20 protein-coding genes and 1 pseudogene are annotated in these 19758 nt (G+C 69.4%); 8 read left to right on the top strand and 13 right to left on the bottom strand.

Annotated elements, in window-relative coordinates; genetic code table 11:
• Nucleotides 1–93: 93 nt before the first annotated feature.
• Nucleotides 94–1449 (top strand): lytic transglycosylase domain-containing protein, encoded by a 1356-nt coding sequence (locus tag CKW28_RS16750; RefSeq protein WP_040546577.1) that lies wholly within the window; start codon nucleotides 94–96, stop codon nucleotides 1447–1449.
• Between the two features lie 28 nt (nucleotides 1450–1477).
• The gene (locus CKW28_RS16755) at nucleotides 1478–2620 is read left to right on the top strand and encodes an Mrp/NBP35 family ATP-binding protein (protein WP_003924994.1); all 1143 of its coding nucleotides are present in this window, start codon (nucleotides 1478–1480) and stop codon (nucleotides 2618–2620) included.
• A 296-nt stretch (nucleotides 2621–2916) separates the two neighbouring features.
• Here the strand turns inward: CKW28_RS16755 and tatB are convergent, their stop codons facing one another.
• From tatB to sigE, 4 genes are all read right to left on the bottom strand, one after another.
• Nucleotides 2917–3351, bottom strand: coding sequence for a Sec-independent protein translocase protein TatB (gene tatB / locus CKW28_RS16760; RefSeq protein WP_003924995.1), 435 nt, complete (start codon nucleotides 3349–3351; stop codon nucleotides 2917–2919).
• Between the two features lie 2 nt (nucleotides 3352–3353).
• On the bottom strand, nucleotides 3354–4859 hold the full coding sequence (gene htrA, locus CKW28_RS16765) for a serine protease HtrA (protein ID WP_003924996.1): 1506 nt from the start codon (nucleotides 4857–4859) through the stop codon (nucleotides 3354–3356).
• A gap of 92 nt (nucleotides 4860–4951) precedes the next feature.
• Nucleotides 4952–5350, bottom strand: coding sequence for an anti-sigma E factor RseA (gene rseA, locus CKW28_RS16770; protein ID WP_003924997.1), 399 nt, complete (start codon nucleotides 5348–5350; stop codon nucleotides 4952–4954).
• A gap of 186 nt (nucleotides 5351–5536) precedes the next feature.
• A complete protein-coding gene (gene sigE / locus CKW28_RS16775) occupies nucleotides 5537–6178 on the bottom strand; it encodes an RNA polymerase sigma factor SigE (protein WP_003924998.1) in 642 nt (213 codons plus the stop codon).
• Between the two features lie 349 nt (nucleotides 6179–6527).
• On the opposite strand from sigE, the gene CKW28_RS16780 reads away from it, so the two are divergent.
• The 5 genes from CKW28_RS16780 (at nucleotide 6528) to CKW28_RS16800 (ending at nucleotide 11192) form a co-directional block, all read left to right on the top strand.
• Nucleotides 6528–7205, top strand: coding sequence for an O-methyltransferase (locus tag CKW28_RS16780; RefSeq protein ID WP_003924999.1), 678 nt, complete (start codon nucleotides 6528–6530; stop codon nucleotides 7203–7205).
• Nucleotides 7206–7307: 102 nt separating this feature from the next.
• Nucleotides 7308–7979, top strand: a complete 672-nt coding sequence (locus CKW28_RS16785) for a TetR/AcrR family transcriptional regulator (protein ID WP_003925000.1) — start codon at nucleotides 7308–7310, stop codon at nucleotides 7977–7979.
• On the top strand, nucleotides 7954–8871 hold the full coding sequence (locus tag CKW28_RS16790; protein ID WP_003925001.1) for an ABC transporter ATP-binding protein: 918 nt from the start codon (nucleotides 7954–7956) through the stop codon (nucleotides 8869–8871). Before CKW28_RS16785 ends, CKW28_RS16790 begins: the two co-directional genes overlap by 26 nt.
• The gene (locus tag CKW28_RS16795) at nucleotides 8868–10487 is read left to right on the top strand and encodes an ABC transporter permease (RefSeq protein ID WP_003925002.1); all 1620 of its coding nucleotides are present in this window, start codon (nucleotides 8868–8870) and stop codon (nucleotides 10485–10487) included. The genes CKW28_RS16790 and CKW28_RS16795 overlap by 4 nt, the downstream gene beginning before the upstream one ends.
• 72 nt (nucleotides 10488–10559) lie before the next feature.
• On the top strand, nucleotides 10560–11192 hold the full coding sequence (locus CKW28_RS16800; protein ID WP_050811947.1) for a methyltransferase family protein: 633 nt from the start codon (nucleotides 10560–10562) through the stop codon (nucleotides 11190–11192).
• Nucleotides 11193–11204: 12 nt separating this feature from the next.
• Here CKW28_RS16800 and glgC read toward each other — a convergent pair whose 3' ends face one another.
• On the bottom strand, nucleotides 11205–12419 hold the full coding sequence (glgC, locus tag CKW28_RS16805) for a glucose-1-phosphate adenylyltransferase (protein ID WP_003925004.1): 1215 nt from the start codon (nucleotides 12417–12419) through the stop codon (nucleotides 11205–11207).
• A 166-nt stretch (nucleotides 12420–12585) separates the two neighbouring features.
• Here glgC and glgA point away from each other — a divergent pair, with 166 nt between their 5' ends.
• Nucleotides 12586–13749 (top strand): glycogen synthase, encoded by a 1164-nt coding sequence (gene glgA / locus CKW28_RS16810; protein WP_003925005.1) that lies wholly within the window; start codon nucleotides 12586–12588, stop codon nucleotides 13747–13749.
• A 16-nt stretch (nucleotides 13750–13765) separates the two neighbouring features.
• Here the strand turns inward: glgA and CKW28_RS16815 are convergent, their stop codons facing one another.
• From CKW28_RS16815 to CKW28_RS16850, 8 genes and pseudogenes are all read right to left on the bottom strand, one after another.
• Nucleotides 13766–13933 (bottom strand): DUF3117 domain-containing protein, encoded by a 168-nt coding sequence (locus CKW28_RS16815; RefSeq protein ID WP_003925006.1) that lies wholly within the window; start codon nucleotides 13931–13933, stop codon nucleotides 13766–13768.
• A gap of 158 nt (nucleotides 13934–14091) precedes the next feature.
• Nucleotides 14092–14715 carry a DNA-3-methyladenine glycosylase I gene (locus CKW28_RS16820; protein WP_003925007.1) on the bottom strand — a complete coding sequence of 208 codons (624 nt, stop codon included), beginning with the start codon at nucleotides 14713–14715 and terminating at the stop codon, nucleotides 14092–14094.
• Between the two features lie 235 nt (nucleotides 14716–14950).
• Nucleotides 14951–15239, bottom strand: a pseudogene (locus CKW28_RS16825) (DivIVA domain-containing protein); the annotation flags it as partial.
• A gap of 60 nt (nucleotides 15240–15299) precedes the next feature.
• Complete coding sequence (locus tag CKW28_RS16830; RefSeq protein ID WP_040546583.1) at nucleotides 15300–16250, bottom strand: glucosyl-3-phosphoglycerate synthase; 951 nt, start codon at nucleotides 16248–16250, stop codon at nucleotides 15300–15302.
• The gene (folP, locus tag CKW28_RS16835; protein WP_003925010.1) at nucleotides 16247–17122 is read right to left on the bottom strand and encodes a dihydropteroate synthase; all 876 of its coding nucleotides are present in this window, start codon (nucleotides 17120–17122) and stop codon (nucleotides 16247–16249) included. Before folP ends, CKW28_RS16830 begins: the two co-directional genes overlap by 4 nt.
• An 88-nt stretch (nucleotides 17123–17210) precedes the next feature.
• On the bottom strand, nucleotides 17211–18074 hold the full coding sequence (locus CKW28_RS16840; protein WP_003925011.1) for a metal ABC transporter permease: 864 nt from the start codon (nucleotides 18072–18074) through the stop codon (nucleotides 17211–17213).
• Nucleotides 18071–18802, bottom strand: coding sequence for a metal ABC transporter ATP-binding protein (locus tag CKW28_RS16845; protein WP_003925012.1), 732 nt, complete (start codon nucleotides 18800–18802; stop codon nucleotides 18071–18073). The genes CKW28_RS16840 and CKW28_RS16845 overlap by 4 nt, the downstream gene beginning before the upstream one ends.
• Nucleotides 18799–19707 carry a metal ABC transporter substrate-binding protein gene (locus CKW28_RS16850; RefSeq protein WP_003925013.1) on the bottom strand — a complete coding sequence of 303 codons (909 nt, stop codon included), beginning with the start codon at nucleotides 19705–19707 and terminating at the stop codon, nucleotides 18799–18801. Before CKW28_RS16850 ends, CKW28_RS16845 begins: the two co-directional genes overlap by 4 nt.
• Nucleotides 19708–19758: the final 51 nt, after the last annotated feature.

A 19758-nucleotide genomic window follows, 5' to 3' on the forward strand; every position in this document is an offset into this window, starting at 1 on the left:
CATGGCCGGTGTTCGCCATTGCGTCAACAGGCCAGGTACGACTAGGTATGGTGACTTGGTTCACTTACGTCGTCACGACCCGAGGATGGTTGAGTGCGCATACGGGGACGAGCCGCCGTCGCGGCGGCGCGGCGCCGGTTGAGCCGCGCAGTGAATCGACCCGCCTTGAACCGACCCGCCTTCGGGCTCGCCGTGATCACCCCACTGGTCTTCGCCGGTGCGGTCGGCGGCTCCGGACCACTCCAGTTCCCGCACGAGTCCGACACCGCGGTCACCCCGCTGGCCGCGGTCAGCCCGGAGCCGGTGGACCGGTCCGGCCCGACCGTCGTGGCGCTGCAGAAGAAGCCCGCCCCGTTCCATTTCGTCGAATCCACGGTGGCCGCCCCACCCCCGGCAGCGGTGGTCAATACCCCGGGCACGCTGGGCATACCCGCGATGGCGCTGCGGGCCTACCGCAACGCGGAGCGGATGATGGCGCACGCCCAGCCGGAGTGCGGGGTGAGCTGGAACCTGCTGGCCGGAATCGGCCGGATCGAGTCGATGCACGCCTACGGCGGCGCCACCGACGCCAACGGCACCGCGATACGACCGATCCTGGGTCCGCTGTTGGACGGATCCCTGCCGGGCAACGAGATCATCGTGCAGAGCCGCACCGCCGACCGGGTCACCTATGCCCGCGCGCTGGGGCCGATGCAGTTCCTGCCCGGCACCTGGGCGCGCTTCGCCTCCGACGGTGACGGCGACGGCAAGGCCGATGTGCAGAACCTGTTCGACTCCACGCTGGCCGCCGCCCGCTATCTGTGCAGCGGCGGGATGAATCTGCGGGATCCCTCGCATGTCATGCAGGCGCTGCTGCGGTACAACAACTCGGTCGCCTATGCGCACAATGTGATGGGCTGGGCGGCCGCGTACGCCACCGGTGTGCACCCGGTGGATCTGCCACCGCTGACCGGTCCGGTGCCGTCGCTCAACTCCCATGTGTCCGGCTACGACGGGCTCGGCCCCGGTTCCCCGCTGAACGCCATGGGCCTGTCGCCGGGTGATCCGCTGGCGGTGCTGCCGCTGATCGACGGTCGTGCGGAGGCCGCCACCCGGCTTCCCGGCCCGGTCCCCGGGTTCGCGCCGAACCAGGAGCTGGGGCCGTTGCCCGGCCCGGCCCCGGAGTCGCCCGCCACGCCCACGACCCAGGAGGCGCCGCCGTGGGTGCCGCCCTGGATGCAACCCCCGGAGCCGGAGTGCGTGGTGTTCTGCCTCAAGCCGACCGCGCCGCCGGCCCCGCCGCTGGGGCAGCCAGCACCGCCGCAGGTCGCGCCGGCACCGCCGGCTCCCGGCCCGGCGCCCGAGGCTCCACCCGAGCCCGGCCCCGCGCTCGCCGACCCGGCGCAGCCACCGGCACCCGGCCCCGCACCGGGCCCGGCTCCCGCTGCGGTGCCCGGCCCGGGTCACTGAGATAGCCGCGGGCCTACACTCGTGGGTGATGACCCACACCCCGGAAGACCTGACAGCGGCCGTGCGCGCGGCGCTGGCCAAGGTGATCGACCCCGAGCTGCGGAAGCCGATCACCGAACTCGGCATGGTCAAAAGTGTCACCGTCGGATCCGACAGCGCCGTGCACGTGGACGTGTACCTGACCACCTCGGCGTGTCCGAAGAAGACCGAGATCGCCGATGCGGTGCGTGCCGCGGTCACCGATGTGCCCGGCACCGGCGCGGTGACCGTCGGGCTCGACGTGATGGACGACGAACAACGGGCCGAACTGCGCAAGAAGCTGCGCGGTGACTCCCGCGAACCCGTCATCCCGTTCGCCCAGCCGGGGTCGCTGACCAGGGTGTACGCGGTCGCCTCGGGTAAAGGCGGGGTCGGCAAGTCCAGTGTGACGGTGAACCTCGCCGCCGCGATGGCCGCGCGGGGGCTGTCCGTCGGGGTCCTCGACGCCGACATCTACGGGCACTCGGTGCCGCGCATGATGGGCACCGAGGACCGGCCGGTGCAGGTCGACTCGATGATCGTGCCGCCCGTCGCGCACAACGTGAAGGTCATCTCGATCGCGATGTTCACCGCCGGCAACACCCCGGTGGTGTGGCGGGGCCCGATGCTGCACCGGGCGTTGCAGCAGTTCCTCGCCGACGTGTACTGGGGCGACCTCGACGTGTTGCTCCTCGATCTGCCACCGGGCACCGGTGACGTGGCGATCTCGGTGGCCCAGTTGATTCCGAGTGCCGAGATCCTGGTGGTCACCACACCGCAGGCCGCGGCAGCCGAGGTCGCCGAACGGGCCGGCGCGATCGCCCTGCAGACCCGTCAGCGCATCGTCGGCGTGGTGGAGAACATGGCCGGGCTGCAACTGCCCGACGGCACCACGATGAACCTGTTCGGCGAGGGCGGCGGCCAGCAGGTCGCCGAGCGGCTGACCCGCGCCGTCGGCGCCGAGGTGCCGTTACTCGGACAGGTGCCGCTGGATCCCGCGCTGGTGAGCGCCGGTGACGCCGGGGTGCCGCTGGTGTTGTCGGCGCCGGACTCCGCCGCGGGCAAGGAACTGCGCAAGATCGCCGACGCGTTGTCGACGCGCAAACGGGGTCTGGCCGGTATGTCGTTGGGGCTCGACCCGGCTGGTCGCTGAGATTCGGCCGGCTCGACCGGCCGTGCCGGAGCTCGGCGTGCCCACACGGTCTGAGACTGTGCACTCAGCGCGACCAGAGTGCACGGCCCGCGTCGAGGGTGCTCGGCCCGCGTCGACGGTGAGTTCAACGCGTCGAATGGGAACTCCGCGGGTCGACACGCCGGAAACCGCCTCCGGCACCGCACATCCGAACCAGCTCACGCACATTCACAGCAGCTGACGCACATTCGCGGCGGCCGCTGCACATTCGACGGCACGGGCATACCTGAGCGGGCATACCTGAGCGCTCGGTCTGATCAGGTGGCGTCGGGGTCGATCTTCGGGGTGCGCACGGGGGTCTCCGCGTCGACCGGCTGGACCGTATTGGACTGCGTACCCGACGGCGGGTGCGGCGCACGGGAATCGGCGGCGGAACCGGCCCCGTCGGAACCAGGGGTGTCGAACCGGCCGGTGAAGATGGAATCGTCGCCGTCCAGCAGATGTTTGGTGAGCGCGGCCCGCGGCGTCATTCCCCGCAGTTTCTGCAGCTCGCTCAACGGTTCGCGCAGGTCGTCGAACTCCGGACCGAATTCCTCCCGCAGCTGGCTGGTCGCGCCGCTGACATAGTCGCGCACCTGCCGCAGCGCGTTGGCGGTCCAGCGGATGGCGCCGGGTAACCGCTCCGGACCGAGAATCACCAGTCCGGCGATGACCAGGATCACCATCTCACCCCAGCCGACGTTGGAGAACATGGCTACTCTTTGTCTCTGGTACTCGGCTCGGCGTCCGGGGTGATCATCAGCGTCACCGGTCGGCCCTCCCGCAACACCTCGATCGGGGCCTCCTCGCCGACCTTGAGTTGCCGGACCGCGACGACGAACTCGTCGGCGTCGGCCACCGTGCGGTCACCGACCTTGACCACCACGTCGTTCTCCACCAGGCCCCCGCGGTCGGCGGGGCCGCCGACCTTCACGTCGCGGACCAGCGCCCCGGAGGCGAGGTCGTTGCTCACCGACACCGCGGACACCCCCAGCGTCGGATGAGAGATGTGGCCGTCCCGGATCAGGGTCTCCACCACGGTCTTCACCTCGTTGACCGGGATCGCGAAGCCCAGCCCGCTGGCGCTGTCGGACAGCGACTTCCCGGCGGTGTTGATGCCGATGACCTCGGCGTTCATGTTGATCAGCGGGCCGCCGGAGTTGCCGTGGTTGATCGACGCGTCGGTCTGCACGCCGTCGATCACGGTGTCGGTGTCGGTGCCCGAGCGGTTCCCGGACAACGGCACCGGACGGTTCAACGCGCTGATGATGCCGCGCGTGACCGTGCTGCGCAGCCCCAGCGGCGCACCGGCGGCGATGACCTCCTCGCCGACCTGCAGCTTGTCGGAGTCACCCATCCGCGCCACCGTCAGATTGTCGACGTTGTCGACCTTGAGCACCGCGAGGTCGGTTTTCGGGTCACGGCCGACCAGGTTGGCCGGCACCTTGGTGCCGTCGTTGAACACCACCTGGATCTGGAAGTCGGCCGGTTTGGTGGCGGCCTCGGAGATCACGTGATTGTTGGTGACGATGTAGCCGGCGCCGTCGACCACCACACCGGACCCCTGCGAGCCCTCATTGCCCTTCTTGGCCTCGATGGTCACCACCGAGTCGGCGACCGCGGCCGCCACCTCGGCGATCTTTCCGGGTGGCAGGTCCTCACCGCCGCCGGTCTGCAGGGTGACCTTCGAGGTGGTGAACGCCTCGGTGACCTCCGCGGTCACCCGACCCACCCACCCGCCGAGCAGGCCGATCGCGATCGCGAGAACACCGAGGATGGCCAGCGCCGCGTAGGACACCCGCCCGCCGAACAGCACGTCGCGGAGGCCGAGCTTGCCGGTGTCGGCCGGGGCCGGGGCCGGCGGCGGTTCCGGCAGCGCCGGGGTGCCCAGGGCGACGCCGGCGTTGGGGTCGCGCCACGGGTCGGGCGGCGGGTCGTCCGGCGCCTTCTCGGCTTCCAGCGCCCCGGCGTCGGCCGGGTGGCGTTGCAGCGACTCCACACCGGGATGAGGACGCCCGAACGCCTCGGCCAGCACCGGGTCGGGCGCCTGATCGCGGGGGGTGTACTCGCCCTGGTCGACGTACTTCTCCGCGTCGAGGAACGGTCCCGTGACGCCCTCCGGACGTCCGAAGGCCCGCTGCTGGGCCGGATCGACGGGTGGGCGTTCGACGGGCCGCGGCGCCAGACGGTGGCTGTCGTTCGGCTGGTCCTGATTGGTCACCCGGTATCGCTCTCTGTCGGGGAGTTCACTGGTCTCGGGAAGCGCCCGCCGGGGGCCGGCGCAGACCGCTTCGCGAAAACTGCGCCTCTACCCTACCGACGTTTACGCCAGCCGCGAGGCTGCCAGTCAGCAAAGGGTGGGGGCTTCGGATCCTCCGGCGTCGTCGCCGACGTGCGGTTCGGGATCTCCGACAGCAGGCCCCACAGCGAATTGGGCACGTCCACCGGTCGCGACTCCCGCAGCGCCGCCCGGGCCTGGGCCTGCGCGTCGACCTCGGCGGCGCACTGCGGACACAGCGACAGGTGGTGGGCGGCGCGCAGATGGGCGGTCATCCCCAGCTCACCGTCGACGAACGCCGCGACGGCCTCGGTGGACAGATGCTCGGTCGACCCGAACTGGCGCGGCGCGCCGACCGGTGCGTCGTTCTGCGGCGCGAACTGAGCGGGGAGCCAGGAGAACGCACGACGGAACAGATGTCCCGGTTCGGCCATCACCTGGCTCCTCTCAGCTTGATCAGTCGTCACGGGCCCGCGACAGGGCTAGGTCAGGTCGTGACCGTGGTGTTCTTTCGAATGTAGCGCGCAATGCGCCGGGAGACACCCGGCACCGGTCATGCGTCCGCCAATCAGGACCGCCAATCAGGACCGCCAATCAGGACCACCGATCAGGACCACCGATCAGGACGTGGTGGCCGACTGCCCGGAGTTCTGCGAGTGCCGGGCCAGATAGTCCCGCAACGCCTGCCGTCCGCGGTGGATGCGGCTGCGGACGGTGCCCAGCTTCACCCCGAGGGTGGCGCCGATCTCCTCGTAGGACAGCCCCTCGATGTCACACAGCACCACCGCGGCGCGAAAGTCGGGCGGCAGCGAGTCCAGCGCGGCCTGCAGATCCGGACCCAACCGGGCGTCGTGGTAGATCTGCTCCGGATTGGGTGAATTGCCCGGCACCCGGTCGTAGTCCTCGGGCAGGCTCTCCATCCGGATGCGTCCACGCCGCCGCACCATGTCCAGGAACAGGTTCGTGGTGATGCGGTGCAGCCAGCCCTCGAACGTCCCGGGCTGGTAGTTCTGCAGCGACCGGAACACCCGGATGAACGTCTCCTGGGTCAGGTCCTCGGCGTCGTGCTGGTTACCCGACAGCCGGTAGGCCAGCCGGTACACCCGGTCGGCGTGCTGGCGAACCAGCTCGTCCCAGGACGGCATGGTGGACTTGTCCCCGGTGGCGTCGAACACCGCGGTGCCCGTCGGTTCCTCGACGGGCTCGGCCCACTCGGTGGCCTGCGGCGGCGCGAAATGCGTCATCGACGCCGGAACCGACATCGAAAGCGTGCTCTGGGGTGCTGTGCTGATCGCATCCTCCTGTAGGCGGCCGTCATCTGCTCCCGACGGCGTCACGTCCGGATGAACGCGTTCCTCGGCGGGCGTATTCCCGCCTGGCCGGTGCGGGATCCGAGATCCGGCCCAGGCAGGGACCCAGGATCGGGATTGGTCCATGGGAGATACCGTTCCTCATCGCTGTGTGGGAGCACTGGGAGCGCACTGAACGTTCCCTGAGAATGTCAGCTACCCACCCGTCTACCTGGGCAAACCCGTCAAAATTAAGGTTTCGCACAGTTTCCTGCCGGGCGTGTCGCATACCCGGCACCACCGGTTCGCCTACGCTGCGGGCATGACCAGCACCGACGATCCGGGCAGTCGGCCCCTCTCCCATCCTCGTTCCGATACCGCCCAGTCGCTCCTGGCCCATGCCGAGCAGTCCATCTCCGAGGACGAGATCGTCGCCGCAGCACGGGAACGCGCCCACGACATCGGTGTCGGCGCGGTCACTCCGGCGGTGGGTGCGCTGTTGAGCGTGCTGGCCAAGGTGACCGGCGCCAAGGCGGTGGTGGAGGTCGGCACCGGCGCGGGGATCAGCGGGTTGTGGTTGCTGTCGGGGATGCGCGACGACGGTGTGCTCACCACCATCGACCTCGAGCCCGAACATCAGCGCATCGCCAAACAGGCCTTCACCGAGGCGGGCGTCGGCCCCGGCCGCACCCGGCTGATCAGCGGCCGCGCCCAGGAGGTGCTGACCCGGCTCGCCGACGAGTCCTACGACCTGGTGTTCATCGACGCCGATCCGATCGACCTTCCGCAGTTCGTCACCGAGGGTGTCCGGTTGCTGCGCTCCGGCGGGGCGATCGTGCTGCACCGGGCCGGGCTCGGGGGACGGGTCGGCGACGCCGGTGCGGCCGACGCCGAGGTGTCGGCGGTGCGCGAGGCGACCCGGTTGATCGCCGAGGACGAGCGGCTCACCCCGGTGGTGATTCCCCTCGGCGACGGTCTGCTCGCCGCCGCACGCGACTGATCCCCGCTTCCCGCTGCGTTTCTGCCGCTGCGTTCTGCTGCTGTGTTTCCGGGCGAGCAGAAGTCTTGACGCCGGACTGAACGCACGTTTAGTGTACTGAACATGCGTTCAGCCGATGACCGCACCGCCGCGGCGCGGATCCGCGATGCCGCGATCGACCAGTTCGGCCGGCACGGTTTCGATGTCAGCGTGCGCGCCATCGCCGAGGCCGCCGGCGTCAGCCCGGCGCTGGTCATCCATCACTTCGGCTCCAAGGACAACCTGCGCAAGGCCTGCGACGATCACATCGCCGAGGAGATCCGCTCGGGCAAGTCCGCGGCGATCCGATCCAACGACCCGGCCACCTGGTTCGCCCAGATCGCCGAGCTGGAGTCGTACGCGCCGATCATGGCGTATCTGGTCCGCAGCATGCAGTCCGGAAGTGACCTGGCGAAGATGTTGTGGCAGAAGATGATCGACGACACCCGCTGGTATCTCGACGAGGGTGAGCGCGCGGGCACCGTCAAACCCAGCCGGGATCCCAAGGCGCGGGCGAGGTTTCTGGCGATCAGCGGCGGCGGCAGTTTCCTGCTCTATCTGCAACTGCATGACAACCCGACCGACCTGGCTGCCGTGCTGCGGGATTACAGCCGGGACATGATGTTGCCCGCCCTCGAGATCTACACCCACGGACTGATGGCCGATTCGACGATGTTCGACGCGTTCGTGGCCCGGGAGACCCAACAGTTGTCCGACCAAGGAGGGGCACATGACGACGACGTCGCCGCGGTTTGACGCCGAACCAGCCGTCGAAATCCACGGACTGAAGAAGAGTTTCGGCCGCACCAGGGCGGTCGACGGCCTGGACCTACGGGTCGAGCGGGGCAGCGTCGCCGGATTCCTCGGCCCCAACGGCTCGGGCAAGTCGACCACCATCCGGGTGCTGCTGGGTCTGCTGCGCGCCGACGGCGGCACCGCCCGACTGCTCGGCGGCGACCCGTGGCACGACGCGGTCGAACTGCACCGCCGCCTGGCATACGTGCCCGGGGATGTGACGCTGTGGCCCAATCTCACCGGCGGGCAGGCCATCGACTTCCTGGCCGGCCTGCGCGACAACTTCGACACCAAACGCCGGGACGAACTGATCGAACGGTTCGAACTCGACCCGGACAAGAAGGCCCGCACCTACTCCAAGGGCAACCGGCAGAAGGTGGCGCTGGTCGCGGCGTTCAGCACCAACGCCGAGATCTACATTCTCGACGAACCGACCTCCGGTCTGGACCCGTTGATGGACAAGGCGTTCCAAATGTGTGTGCGGGAGGCCGCCGACAACGGTGCCGCGGTGCTGCTGTCCAGTCACATCCTCGCCGAGGTGGAGCGGCTGTGTGACTCGGTGACCATCATCCGGTCCGGCCGGACGGTGCGCGCCGGCCGGCTCGACGAATTGCGGCACCTGATGCGCACCACCGTCAAGGTGCGCACCCGTGCCCCGATCGACGCGCTGCGTACGGCCCCCTACATTCACGAGTTCAGCACCGACGACGGTCTGCACACCTTCTCGGTGGACCGCACCGATCTGGACCGCACGATGACCGAGCTGACGACGCTCGGCATCGAGGAGCTGACCGTGACCCCGGCCTCGCTCGAGGACCTGTTCCTGCGCGAGTACCAGGAGGTGCCGCGATGAGCGCCACGGTCACCGCCCGGCACGCCCGCGCGGCGCGACCGGCCACCGGGTCGACGCTGACCGGTCTGGGCAGGTTGATCGCGTTGGCGTTGCGCCGCGACCGCATCCGGTTGCCGGTGTGGGTGGTGGTGCTGACGGTGAGCATCGGGTACATGCCCGCCGCATTGGAGATGGCCTATCCGGACGAGGTCGACCGCCTCGCCCGGGTCAACCTGATGAAGAACCCGGCCGGCATCATGTTCGCCGGCCCGATGTTCGGCAAGAACGAGACCGCGCTCGGGGCGATGGTCGCCAACGAAGCGATGCTCACCTTCATCGTCGCCGCCTCGATCCTGGCCATCCTCACCGTGGTTCGCCGCACCCGGGCCGAAGAGGAAAGCGGCACAGCCGAACTCGTGCTCGCCGCGCCGGTGGGCCGGCACGCCCGCACCGTCGCGGCGATTCTGCTGCTCGCCGGTGTCAACGCGGTGCTGGCGGTCACCCTGACCGCGGCGACGGCGGCGACCGGCCTGCCGGTGGTCGACTCGGCGGCGATGAGCCTGGGGATCACCGGGGTGGCGATGGTCTTCGGCGCCACCGCCGCGGTGACCGCGCAGCTGTGGCGCACCTCGCGGGCCGCGACCGGCGCCGCGCTGGGTGCGCTGGCCGCGGCGGTGGTGGTACGCGGGGTCGGTGATGTGATCAACCACTCCGGCAGCGTCGTGAGCTGGCTGTCGCCGGTTGCCTGGGCCCAGCAGATGCGGGCGTTCGTCGAGGTGCGGTGGTGGCCGCTGGCCCTGCTGGTGCTCCTCACCGTCGTTCTGCTCGGCGCGGCGGCGGTGCTGGAACGGTCCCGCGAGTACGACGCAGGCACCCTGCCCGCCGGCGGAGACCGGCCGGGGGCGCCCCCGATCCGCGGGGTGTTCGGGCTGCAGCTGGTGCTGCAGCGCGGGCAGCTCATCGGCTGGTCGGTGGGCTTGTTCCTGGGCGGGCTGACCTTCGGTTCGCTGACCCAGGCGATGCTGGACATCGCCGAGGAGAACGAACTGGTCGCGGCGATGCTCGCCGCCCACGGCAATGCCGGCATCTTCACCACGATGACCCAGTTCCTCGCCGCCGCGACCACCGCCTTCATCGCGATCACCGTGCTGCGGTTGCGCAGCGATGAGCAATCCGGTCTGGCCGAGCCGGTGCTGGCCGGTTCGGTGTCGCGATGGCAGTGGCTGCTGTCGACGGTGGCCGCGACACTGCTCGGTGCGGCGACGCTGCTGTTCTTCGCCGGATTGGGCAACGGCCTGGGCGCCGGCATCGCACTGGGTGACCCCGGCACCGTCGGCGAGCTGGTGCTGTCCGCGTTGGCGCACCTGCCCGCGATGGCGGTGATGACCGGCATCGCAGCGCTGGCCTTCGCGCTGCGGATGAACTGGATCGCCTGGCTGACGGTGACTTTCGTGATCGTCTCGCTGTACATGGGGGCGCTGCTGCGGGTGCCGCAGTGGCTGCTCGACCTGTCCCCGGTCACCCGCATCAAGGTGCCGATGGAGACCTCGGTGACCACGATGGTGGTGATGGTGCTGATCGGTGCGGCGCTGACGGCGACGGCCGGCTGGCGGTACCGGGGCCGCGACGCACTCTGACCCTGCCGGACCAGGACGACGACACAGGGGGACACGGTGTACCTGCGCACGACGATCTACTCGGTCTTCGGCATGGTGCTGTTCGGGGCACTGATGTTCGGACCGGCCGGCACTCTGGGCTACTGGCAGGGGTGGGCGCTGCTGGCGGTGCTGGTGGCCTTCACCGTGCCGTACACCGTGTACCTGGCGGTGAAGATGCCCGACACCCTTCGGCGTCGGCTGCGTTCCGGGCCGACCGCGGAGTCCCGCCCGGCGCAGCGGGCCGCCATCCTGGTGGTGCAACTGGCCGCGCTGGGGATGTTGGTCCTGGGCGGATTGGACCACCGCCTCGGGTGGAGTCGGGCGCCGGTGTGGGTGTGCGTGGTGGGTCTGGTGCTCACCGCCGCGGGGCTGGCGATCACCATGGGTTCGGTGCTGCAGAACGCTTGGGCCGCAGCAACCGTCACCACCGAGAGCGATCAGCAGGTGGTGTCCACCGGCTTGTACGGTGTGGTCCGCCACCCGCTGTACGCCGGTTCGGTGGTGCTGTTCCTCGGCATGCCGTTGGCCCTCGGCTCGTACTGGGCGCTGGCGCTGGTCGTGGTGGCCGTCGCCGGACTGGTGGTACGCATCCTCGACGAGGAGGCGCTGCTGCGCACCGAACTGGCCGGCTATCCGGACTACACCCGCGCCGTGCCCTACCGGCTGGTGCCGTACGTGTGGTGAGCCGCGAGCGGCTCAGATCCACACCCCCTTACCGACGGTCACCACACCGCCGGCGCTGATCGCGAACCGCTCCCGGTCCTTCTCGAGGTCGACGCCGACCATCTCGCCCGGACCGACCACGACGTTCTTGTCCAGGATCGAGCGGCGCACCACCGCACCGCGTCCTACCCGCACCCCGGGCATCAGCACACTGCCCTCGACGATCGCGCCGTCGTCGATCACCACATTCGACGACAGCACCGAGTTGCGCACCGAGGCCGCCGAGATGATGCTGCCCGCACCCACCACCGATTCCTGGGCGGAACCGCCGTTGACGAATTTGGCCGGGGCCAGGTTCTCGGTGGCGCCCCGGATCGGCCAGCGCCGGTTGTACAGGTTGAACACCGGATGCACCGACACCAGGTCCATGTGGGCGTCGTAGAACGCGTCGAGGGTGCCGACGTCGCGCCAGTAGCCGTGATCCCGTTCGGTGGCGCCGGGGACCTCGTTGTCGTTGAAGTCGTAGACCGCGGCCATCCCGTCCTCGACCAGCCGGGGGATGATGTCCCCGCCCATGTCGTGGTCGGAATGGTCGTCCTCGGCGTCGGCCTTGATCGCGTCGATGAGCACCTTGGTGGTGAAGATGTAGTTGCCCATCGACGCGAACGCCTCATCGGGGTTGTCGGGCACTGCGGGCGGCTCCGCTGGTTTTTCCACGAAAGCACGGATACGGCCCGACTCGTCGGCGTCGATGACGCCGAACGCGGTGGCCTCCTTACGCGGCACCCGGATTCCGGCCACCGTCGCCCCCGCCCCGCTCTCGATGTGGAACCGCAGCATCTGTTCGGGGTCCATCCGGTACACGTGGTCGGCGCCGAACACCACGATGTAGTCCGGGTCCTCGTCGTAGATGAGGTTCATCGACTGGTAGATCGCGTCGGCCGACCCGGTGTACCAGCGCGGCCCGAGCCGCTGCTGCGCGGGAACCGGGGTGATGTACTCACCGGCCAGGCCGCTGAGCCGCCAGTTCTGCGAGATGTGCCGGTCCAGCGAATGCGATTTGTATTGGGTCAGCACACAGATCCGCAGAAACCGGGCGTTGACCAGATTCGACAGCACGAAGTCGATGAGCCGGTAGGCGCCCCCGAATGGAACCGCCGGCTTTGCCCGGTCCGCCGTCAATGGGTAGAGCCGCTTCCCCTCCCCGCCGGCCAGGACAATGCCCAGCACGTGTGGCGCTTCCCTCATACCCACAAACCTATCCGGCGGTGCTGCCCACTGCTAGTTGTTGCGCACTATCACGCGTGTTGCCCCGACGGCCGGCCACACGCACCGATGTCGACGGCAACGGGTTGTCCGCCGGGTTCGCCGGTCGGTGCTGCATCGCGGCGAACCGGGCACTACCGTCATCCCCATGCGGGTGGCGATGATGACCCGGGAGTACCCACCCGAGGTCTACGGCGGCGCCGGCGTGCATGTCACCGAACTCGTTGCGCAGTTGCGTCACCTGTGTGCGGTCGATGTGCTCTGCATGGGCGCGCCACGGGTCGATGCGTTCGCGGCCCGGCCCGATCCCACCCTCAAGGGCGCCAACGCGGCGCTGTCGACGCTGTCGGCCGACCTGCACCTGGTCAACGCCGCCGGTGCGGCCACCGTCGTGCACTCGCACACCTGGTACACCGGCCTGGCCGGACACCTCGCCGCGCTGTTGTACGGCATTCCCCATGTGCTGACCGCGCATTCGCTGGAGCCGATGCGGCCCTGGAAGGCCGAACAGCTCGGCGGCGGCTACCGCATCTCGTCCTGGGTCGAACGTACCGCGGTGGAGGCCGCCGACGCGGTGATCGCGGTGAGTTCGGGGATGCGCGCCGACGTGCTGCGCACCTATCCGGCCGTCGACCCCGCGCGGGTACACGTGGTGCGCAACGGGATCGACACCGACGTCTGGTATCCCGCCCCGCCGGATCCGCAGGAGTCGGTGCTGGCCGAACTCGGCGTCGACCCCGGCCGCCCTATCGTGGCGTTCGTCGGTCGGATCACCCGCCAGAAGGGGGTGGCCCACCTGCTCGCCGCGGCGCACCGCTTCGATCCCGGAATCCAGTTGGTGCTGTGCGCCGGCGCTCCCGACACCCCCGAGATCGCGGCCGAGATCACCGCGGCGGTCGGCGAACTGGCCCGTCGCCGCACCGGCGTGTTCTGGGTGCGCGACATGCTGCCGATCGGGAAGATCCGCGAGATCCTTTCCGCGGCAACGGTCTTCGTGTGCCCCTCGGTGTACGAACCGCTGGGGATCGTCAACCTCGAGGCGATGGCGTGCGGCACCGCGGTGGTGGCCTCCGATGTGGGGGGTATCCCGGAGGTGGTGTCCGATCACCGGACCGGCCTGCTGGTGCACTACGACGCCGGCGACACCGAGATGTATGAGAGACGGCTCGCCGAGGCGGTGAACACCCTCGTGTCAGAGCCGGACCGGGCCCGACAGTACGGTCAGGCCGGCCGGGACCGGTGCATCCGCGAATTCTCCTGGGCGCACATCGCCGAGCAGACCCTGCAGATCTATCGACAGGTCGCCGGGTGACCGCGCACCCGGACCGCTAGCTGGTGACGGCCTTCAGCTCGTCGGCGAGAGCCGCTGCCTCCTCGGGCGTGAGTTCGACGACGAGACGACCACCACCTTCTAGCGGTACCCGCATCACGATGCCGCGCCCTTCCTTGGTCGCCTCCAGCGGACCGTCACCGGTCCGCGGCTTCATCGCCGCCATCGAGTGCTCCCTCCACATGATCCGGCCTGCGTTGTTGCAGGCCCGGCCTCGGGCCGAGCCTGCCCACCCGATGGCAGTACCCGGCACTGACTGCTAGTGATCACCCTCCATTCTTCCCTATCCGGGTCCGTGGGTGTGCAAAGACCCGTCAAAGGTGATCATGACGTCACCCGGGACGCCCGGGGAACCCAGCAGCCCGCGGTGTGGTCGTCGACCATCCCGGTGGCCTGCATCAGCGCATACGCCGTGGTCGGGCCGATGAACCGGAAGCCCCGGCGCTTGAGTTCCCTGGCCATCGCGACCGACTCCGGGCTGGTCGCCGGGATCTGGGACATATCGGCGGGCCGGGGCCGCCGCGCGGCGTCGGCCGGCGCGAACGACCACAACAGGTCGCTCAGCTCGACGTCCAGGTCGGCGGCGACGCGGGCGTTGGCGATGGTCGCCTCGATCTTGGCCCGGTTGCGCACGATGCCCGCGTCGGCCAGCAGCCGCTCGACGTCGCGGTCGGTGTAGCCGGCGACACGCTCGATGTCGAACCCGTCGAACGCGCGCCGGAAGTTGTCCCGTTTCCGCAGGATGACCAGCCAGGACAGGCCGCTCTGGAAGGCCTCCAGACTGATCCGTTCGAACAGCGCCGCCGAGTCCCGCACCGGCTGTCCCCACTCGGTGTCGTGGTAGTCGCGGTAGAGCAGGAAGTCGGCCGGCGACAGCCGCGCCGGGTCGATCCAGCCGCAGCGGGTCCGGCCGTCGTCGAACGAGGACCCGTCCGCGGGGCCGGTCACGATTCGTCCTCGGATCGGGTGGCCACGGATGCGGCACCCTGCTCGGCGCGGTCATGATCGTCTGGGTCGGCAGATCGGTCGGCCCCGCCGGTCGTCCCGGTCTCGTTCGCCTCGTCGGCTTCATTGGGCTCGGTGGCCTCGGTGGCCTCATTGAGCTCGGGGGCCTCGGTGGCCTCACCGGCACCGTCGATACCGGTGGTGTCGGTGTCCTCCCGGGCGTCGGCGTGCGGGGTGGCGTCGGCCGCGCGCAGTGCGGCCAACTCCCCGCGCAGCAGGTCCAGTTCCTGCCCGAGCCGATCCAGCACCCAGTCGACCTCGCTGGTCTTGTAGCCACGCAGGGTCTGGGTGAACTTGACCGCCTGGACGTCGCGGCCGGTCACCCCCGACGCGGGCAGCACCGTCGCGGTGGTGCCGCGCGGCAACGGCGGCAGCGGCTCACCGCGGCCGAACAGCACGCTGCCCACCCCGAACAGCACCACGGCCACCAGGATGAGGACCACCAGATAGAGCAGAACCAGCGTCACGCCCTCGATACTGCCGGATTCCTCCGACAGGCTGCGACACCTGCCGTCGTGATCGGCTGGTCAGCGGGGGCGCAGGGTGGCCATCGGGGGCCGGTCGACGAGCGACACCGGGAAGGTCCGCGGGGTGAAGCCGTCCCCGTCGGCGAAGAACTGGGTCAACGCCGCGCCGGAGTCCGGGATGCCGCACCGGTTCAGCAGCGTCGCGATCACCTGTCGGCTCATCGCGGCGAGATCGGTCAGCGGCCGGTTGCGGTGCGCCCGCACCCCGAGGTTGACCTGGGCGATCGCGTCCAGTCCGAGCCGGTCGTAGGTGTCGAGCAGCAGGCCGATCTCCACGCCGTATCCGGGAGCGAACGGCACCGACATCAGCAGTTCGCGGGTGCCGGCGTACTCACCGCCCAACGGTTGCAGCACGCACGCCAGTTCCGGGCGCAGCGCGGCCAGCAGCGGGCGGGCGACGAGTTCGGTGACCCGGCCGCCGCCGTGGCCGTCCTCGCTGCCGCTGATCTTCAACGGTCGCCGGTAGAACCCCTTGACCAGGTGCACGCCCTCGGTGACCAGCAGCGGGCCCACCAGTTTGGGCACGAACATCGGATCGGGGTCGATCAGGTCGGAGTCGACGTACACGATGATGTCGCCGGTCACCGCGGCCAGCGACCGCCACAGCACCTCCCCTTTGCCGGGTTGGGGTGCGATCTCGGGCAGCGCGGTCTCCCGGCTGATCACCCGCGCACCGGCCGCGACCGCGCGGATCTCGGTCTCGTCAGTGGATCCGGAATCCAACACGATCAGCTCGTCGACCAGCCCGCCGAGCAGCGGAGCGATGCTGCCGACCACGCTGCCGACCGTCTCTTCCTCGTTGAGCGCGGGCAGCACCACCGAGATGGTGCGGCCGGCCTTCGCCGCCTCCAACTCCTCGACCGTCCAGGACGGGCGTTCCCAGCTGTGATCGGCCAACCAGCGATGGCCCGCGTCGACGTTGGCGGCGGCCACATCAGGAAGCAGAGTCATGCCAGTCCCCTCACTGTGCGGGTCGGCGGTCGAACCCCTTGAATCGACGCCACCATCTCCAGGACGCGTCGGGTGGGTGCCACTTCGTGAACCCGGAACATCGCGGCGCCCGCCGCGGCGGCCAGGGCGGTCGCGGCCAGGGTGCCCTCCAACCGATCGGTCAAAACCACACCGAGAGTCTCCCCCACGAAATCCTTGTTGCTCAGCGCCATCAGGACCGGCCATCCAGTGTTTACAAGGTCTTCCACATGCCGCAACAAAGTAAGGCCGTGATGAGTGTTCTTGCCGAAATCGTGGGTCGGATCGATGAGGATCGCATCCCGCGGGACCCCGGCGGCGACGGCGCGTTCGGCGGCCGCGGTCACCTCCGCGATCACATCGTCGACGACCGCGCGTTCGGTGATGCCGTAGTTCACCCGGAACGGCCGGGTGCGCGGCGCGGCGCCGCCGGTGTGCGAGCACACCAGCCCGGCATTGAACTCCGCGGCCACCGCGGGCAGCTCCGGATCGTGCCCCGCCCAGGTGTCGTTGATCAGATCGGCTCCGGCCGCGCAGGCCTGTTTGGCCACCGACGCCCGCCAGGTGTCGACGCTGATCAACTGGTCCGGATAGGTGTCGCGCAGCCATTCGATGAACGGCACCACCCGGGCGATCTCCTCCTCGGCGTCCACCACGCTGCCCGGCCCGGCCTTGACCCCGCCGACGTCGATGACGTCGGCGCCCTCCTCGATGACCCGGTGCACCGCCGCCTTGGCGGCCTCGTCGGAGAACGTGGCGCCCCGGTCGTAGAACGAGTCCGGGGTGCGGTTCACGATCGCCATGATCAACGCGCGATCACCGGCCACCGGGCGGCCACAGAACGTCGACTGCACGTCTCCATACTGCCCGTTGTCCCCAGATTCGCGATTTCGGCGTGCTCGCGATCGCCTGGCGATCGTGCGCACGCCGAAACCGCGAGCCTCAGCCGCGCGACCGCAGCCGGGCCGACGCCGCGCGGGTGAGCACTCCCTGCCGCGGGGCGAACAGGTAGACCAGCCCGAACAGCAAACCCTGGGCGACCACGATCATCCCGCCGGACGCGGTGTCGAGGTGATAGCTGACGTACAGCCCGGTGATCGCGGCGGCCACCGACATCAGCGGCGCGATGACCAGCATGCGCCCGAAACTGTCGGTCAGCAGATACGCGGTGGCGCCCGGGATGATCAGCATGGCGACCACGAGCACCACCCCCACCGCCTGCAGGGCCGCCACCGCGGTCAGCGCCAGCAGCGCCAGCAGCGCCGCACCCAGCAGCCGCGGGTTCAACCCGATGGTGTGCGCGTGGATGGAATCGAAGGCGTACAAGGTGAAATCACGCCTCTTGGCCAGCACCGCCGCCACCACCACGGCCCCCAGGATCGCCACCTGCAGCAGGTCGTTTCGGCTGACGCCCAACAGATTTCCGAACACGATGTGGTTCAGGTCCACCTGGCTCGGCGTCACCGACACCAGCACCAGGCCGGCGGCGAACAGCGTGGTGAACACGATGCCGATCGCGGCGTCCTCCTTGACCCGGCTGGTATCGCGCACCAGCCCGATGAGGGCGACGGCCAGGAAGCCGAACACCACCGCGCCCACCGCGAACGGGGCGCCCACGATGTAGGCCAGCACCACCCCGGGCAGCACCGCGTGCGACACCGCGTCGCCCATCAGCGACCACCCGATCAGCACCAGCCAGCAACTCAGCAGCGCACACACCACCGAGGTGATCAGCGCGGTGGCCAGTGCCCGCACCATGAACTCGTATGCGAGCGGGTCGATGAGGATCTCGCGCAGCAACGTCATCGCCGGCTCAACACGTCCTGCCCGAACGCGCGGGCCAGATTGTCCGGCGCCAGCACGGTTTCCGGATCGCCCTGAGCCAGAACCCTCCGCATCAACAGGATCACCTCATCGGCCAGTGTGGGCAGCGAACGAAGGTCGTGGGTGGACACCAGCACCGTCTTCCCGTCGGCGGCCAGTTGCCGAAGCAGGGCGATCAACGCCGTCTCGGTGCGGGTGTCGACCCCGGCGAATGGTTCGTCGAGCAGCAGGATGTCCGCCTCCTGGGCGATGGCGCGGGCGACGAACGCGCGTTTGCGCTGACCGCCGGAGGCCTGGCCGATCTGGCGTCTGGCCAAGTCGGTCAACCCCACCCGGTCGAGGGCGGCGGCGACGGCGGCGCGGTCGGCGGCACGCGGGCGCCGGGTGAACCCCTGATGGCCGTACCGTCCGGTCATCACCACGTCATGGATCGACAGCGGGAAGCTCCAGTCGATCTGCTCGCTCTGCGGCACGTAGCTGATCGCGCCGCGTTTGCGCGCCACCGCCGGCGGATCGCCGTCCAGCAGCACCCGGCCGGTGTCCGGCCGGACGAGTCCCACGATCGTCTTGAACAGCGTGGACTTCCCCGAACCGTTCATCCCGATCAGCCCGCACACCGTACCGCGTCGCACCCGCGCCGAAATATCGCGCAGCGCAACGACTTCGCCGTAGCGCACGGTGACGTCGGCCACCTCGATCGCGAAGGTCATGACCGGCGCCCGGCCAATCCGGCGGCGATGACGTCGGCGTCATGGCGGATCAGGTCCAGATAGGTGGGCACCGGCCCGTCGGGCTCCGACAGCGAGTCGACGTAGAGCACGCCGCCGAACACCGCGCCGGTGGCCTCCACCACCCGCTGCATCGGCGCGTCGGAGACGGTGGATTCACAGAACACCGCCGGTACCGCGTTGGCGTTGACGAACTCGATGACCGAGGCGATCTGACGCGGGGTGGCCTGCTGTTCGGCGTTGACCGGCCAGATGTACTTCTCGGTCAGCCCGGCGTCGCGGGCCAGATAGGAGAACGCCCCTTCACAGCTCACCAGGGCGCGCTGACCGGGCGGCAGGCCGCTGAGCCGGTTCACCAGATCCTCGTGGACGGCGCGCAACTCCTGCTGGTACGCCTCGGCGTTAGCACGGTAGTGCTCGGCGTTGGCGGGATCGAGCGCGCTGAACGCGTCGGCCATGTTGTCGACATAGGTGATGACGTTCAGCGGCGACATCCAGGCGTGCGGATTGGGTTGATCGGTTCCGGCGATGCCGATCGGCTCGATGCCGTCGCTGACCCGCACCCGTTCGACGTTCACCTCGCTGATGAACTGTTCGAACCAGGCCTCCAGGTTCAGCCCGTTGTCGAGGATCAGGTCGGCCCGGGCGGCTTTGCGGATATCGCCCGGGGTCGGTTCGTAGCCGTGGATCTCCGCGCCCACCTTCGTGATGGATTCCACCTGCAGGTGTTCGCCGGCGACGTTGCGGGCGATGTCGGCCAGCACGGTGAAGGTGGTCAACACCATCGGGGTGTCGTCGCCCGCACCGCGGTGCGGACCGCACCCGAGGAGCCCGAACACCAGAGCCCACACGGCGAGCACGGTCCCGAGACACCGGCGGATTTCCATGACGCCGATATTAATGTTCGGGTACCCGAAACCTCAACTGAGGTCGGCCGA

The sequence above is a fragment of the Mycolicibacterium thermoresistibile genome (assembly GCF_900187065.1).
GTDB lineage: Bacteria > Actinomycetota > Actinomycetes > Mycobacteriales > Mycobacteriaceae > Mycobacterium > Mycobacterium thermoresistibile.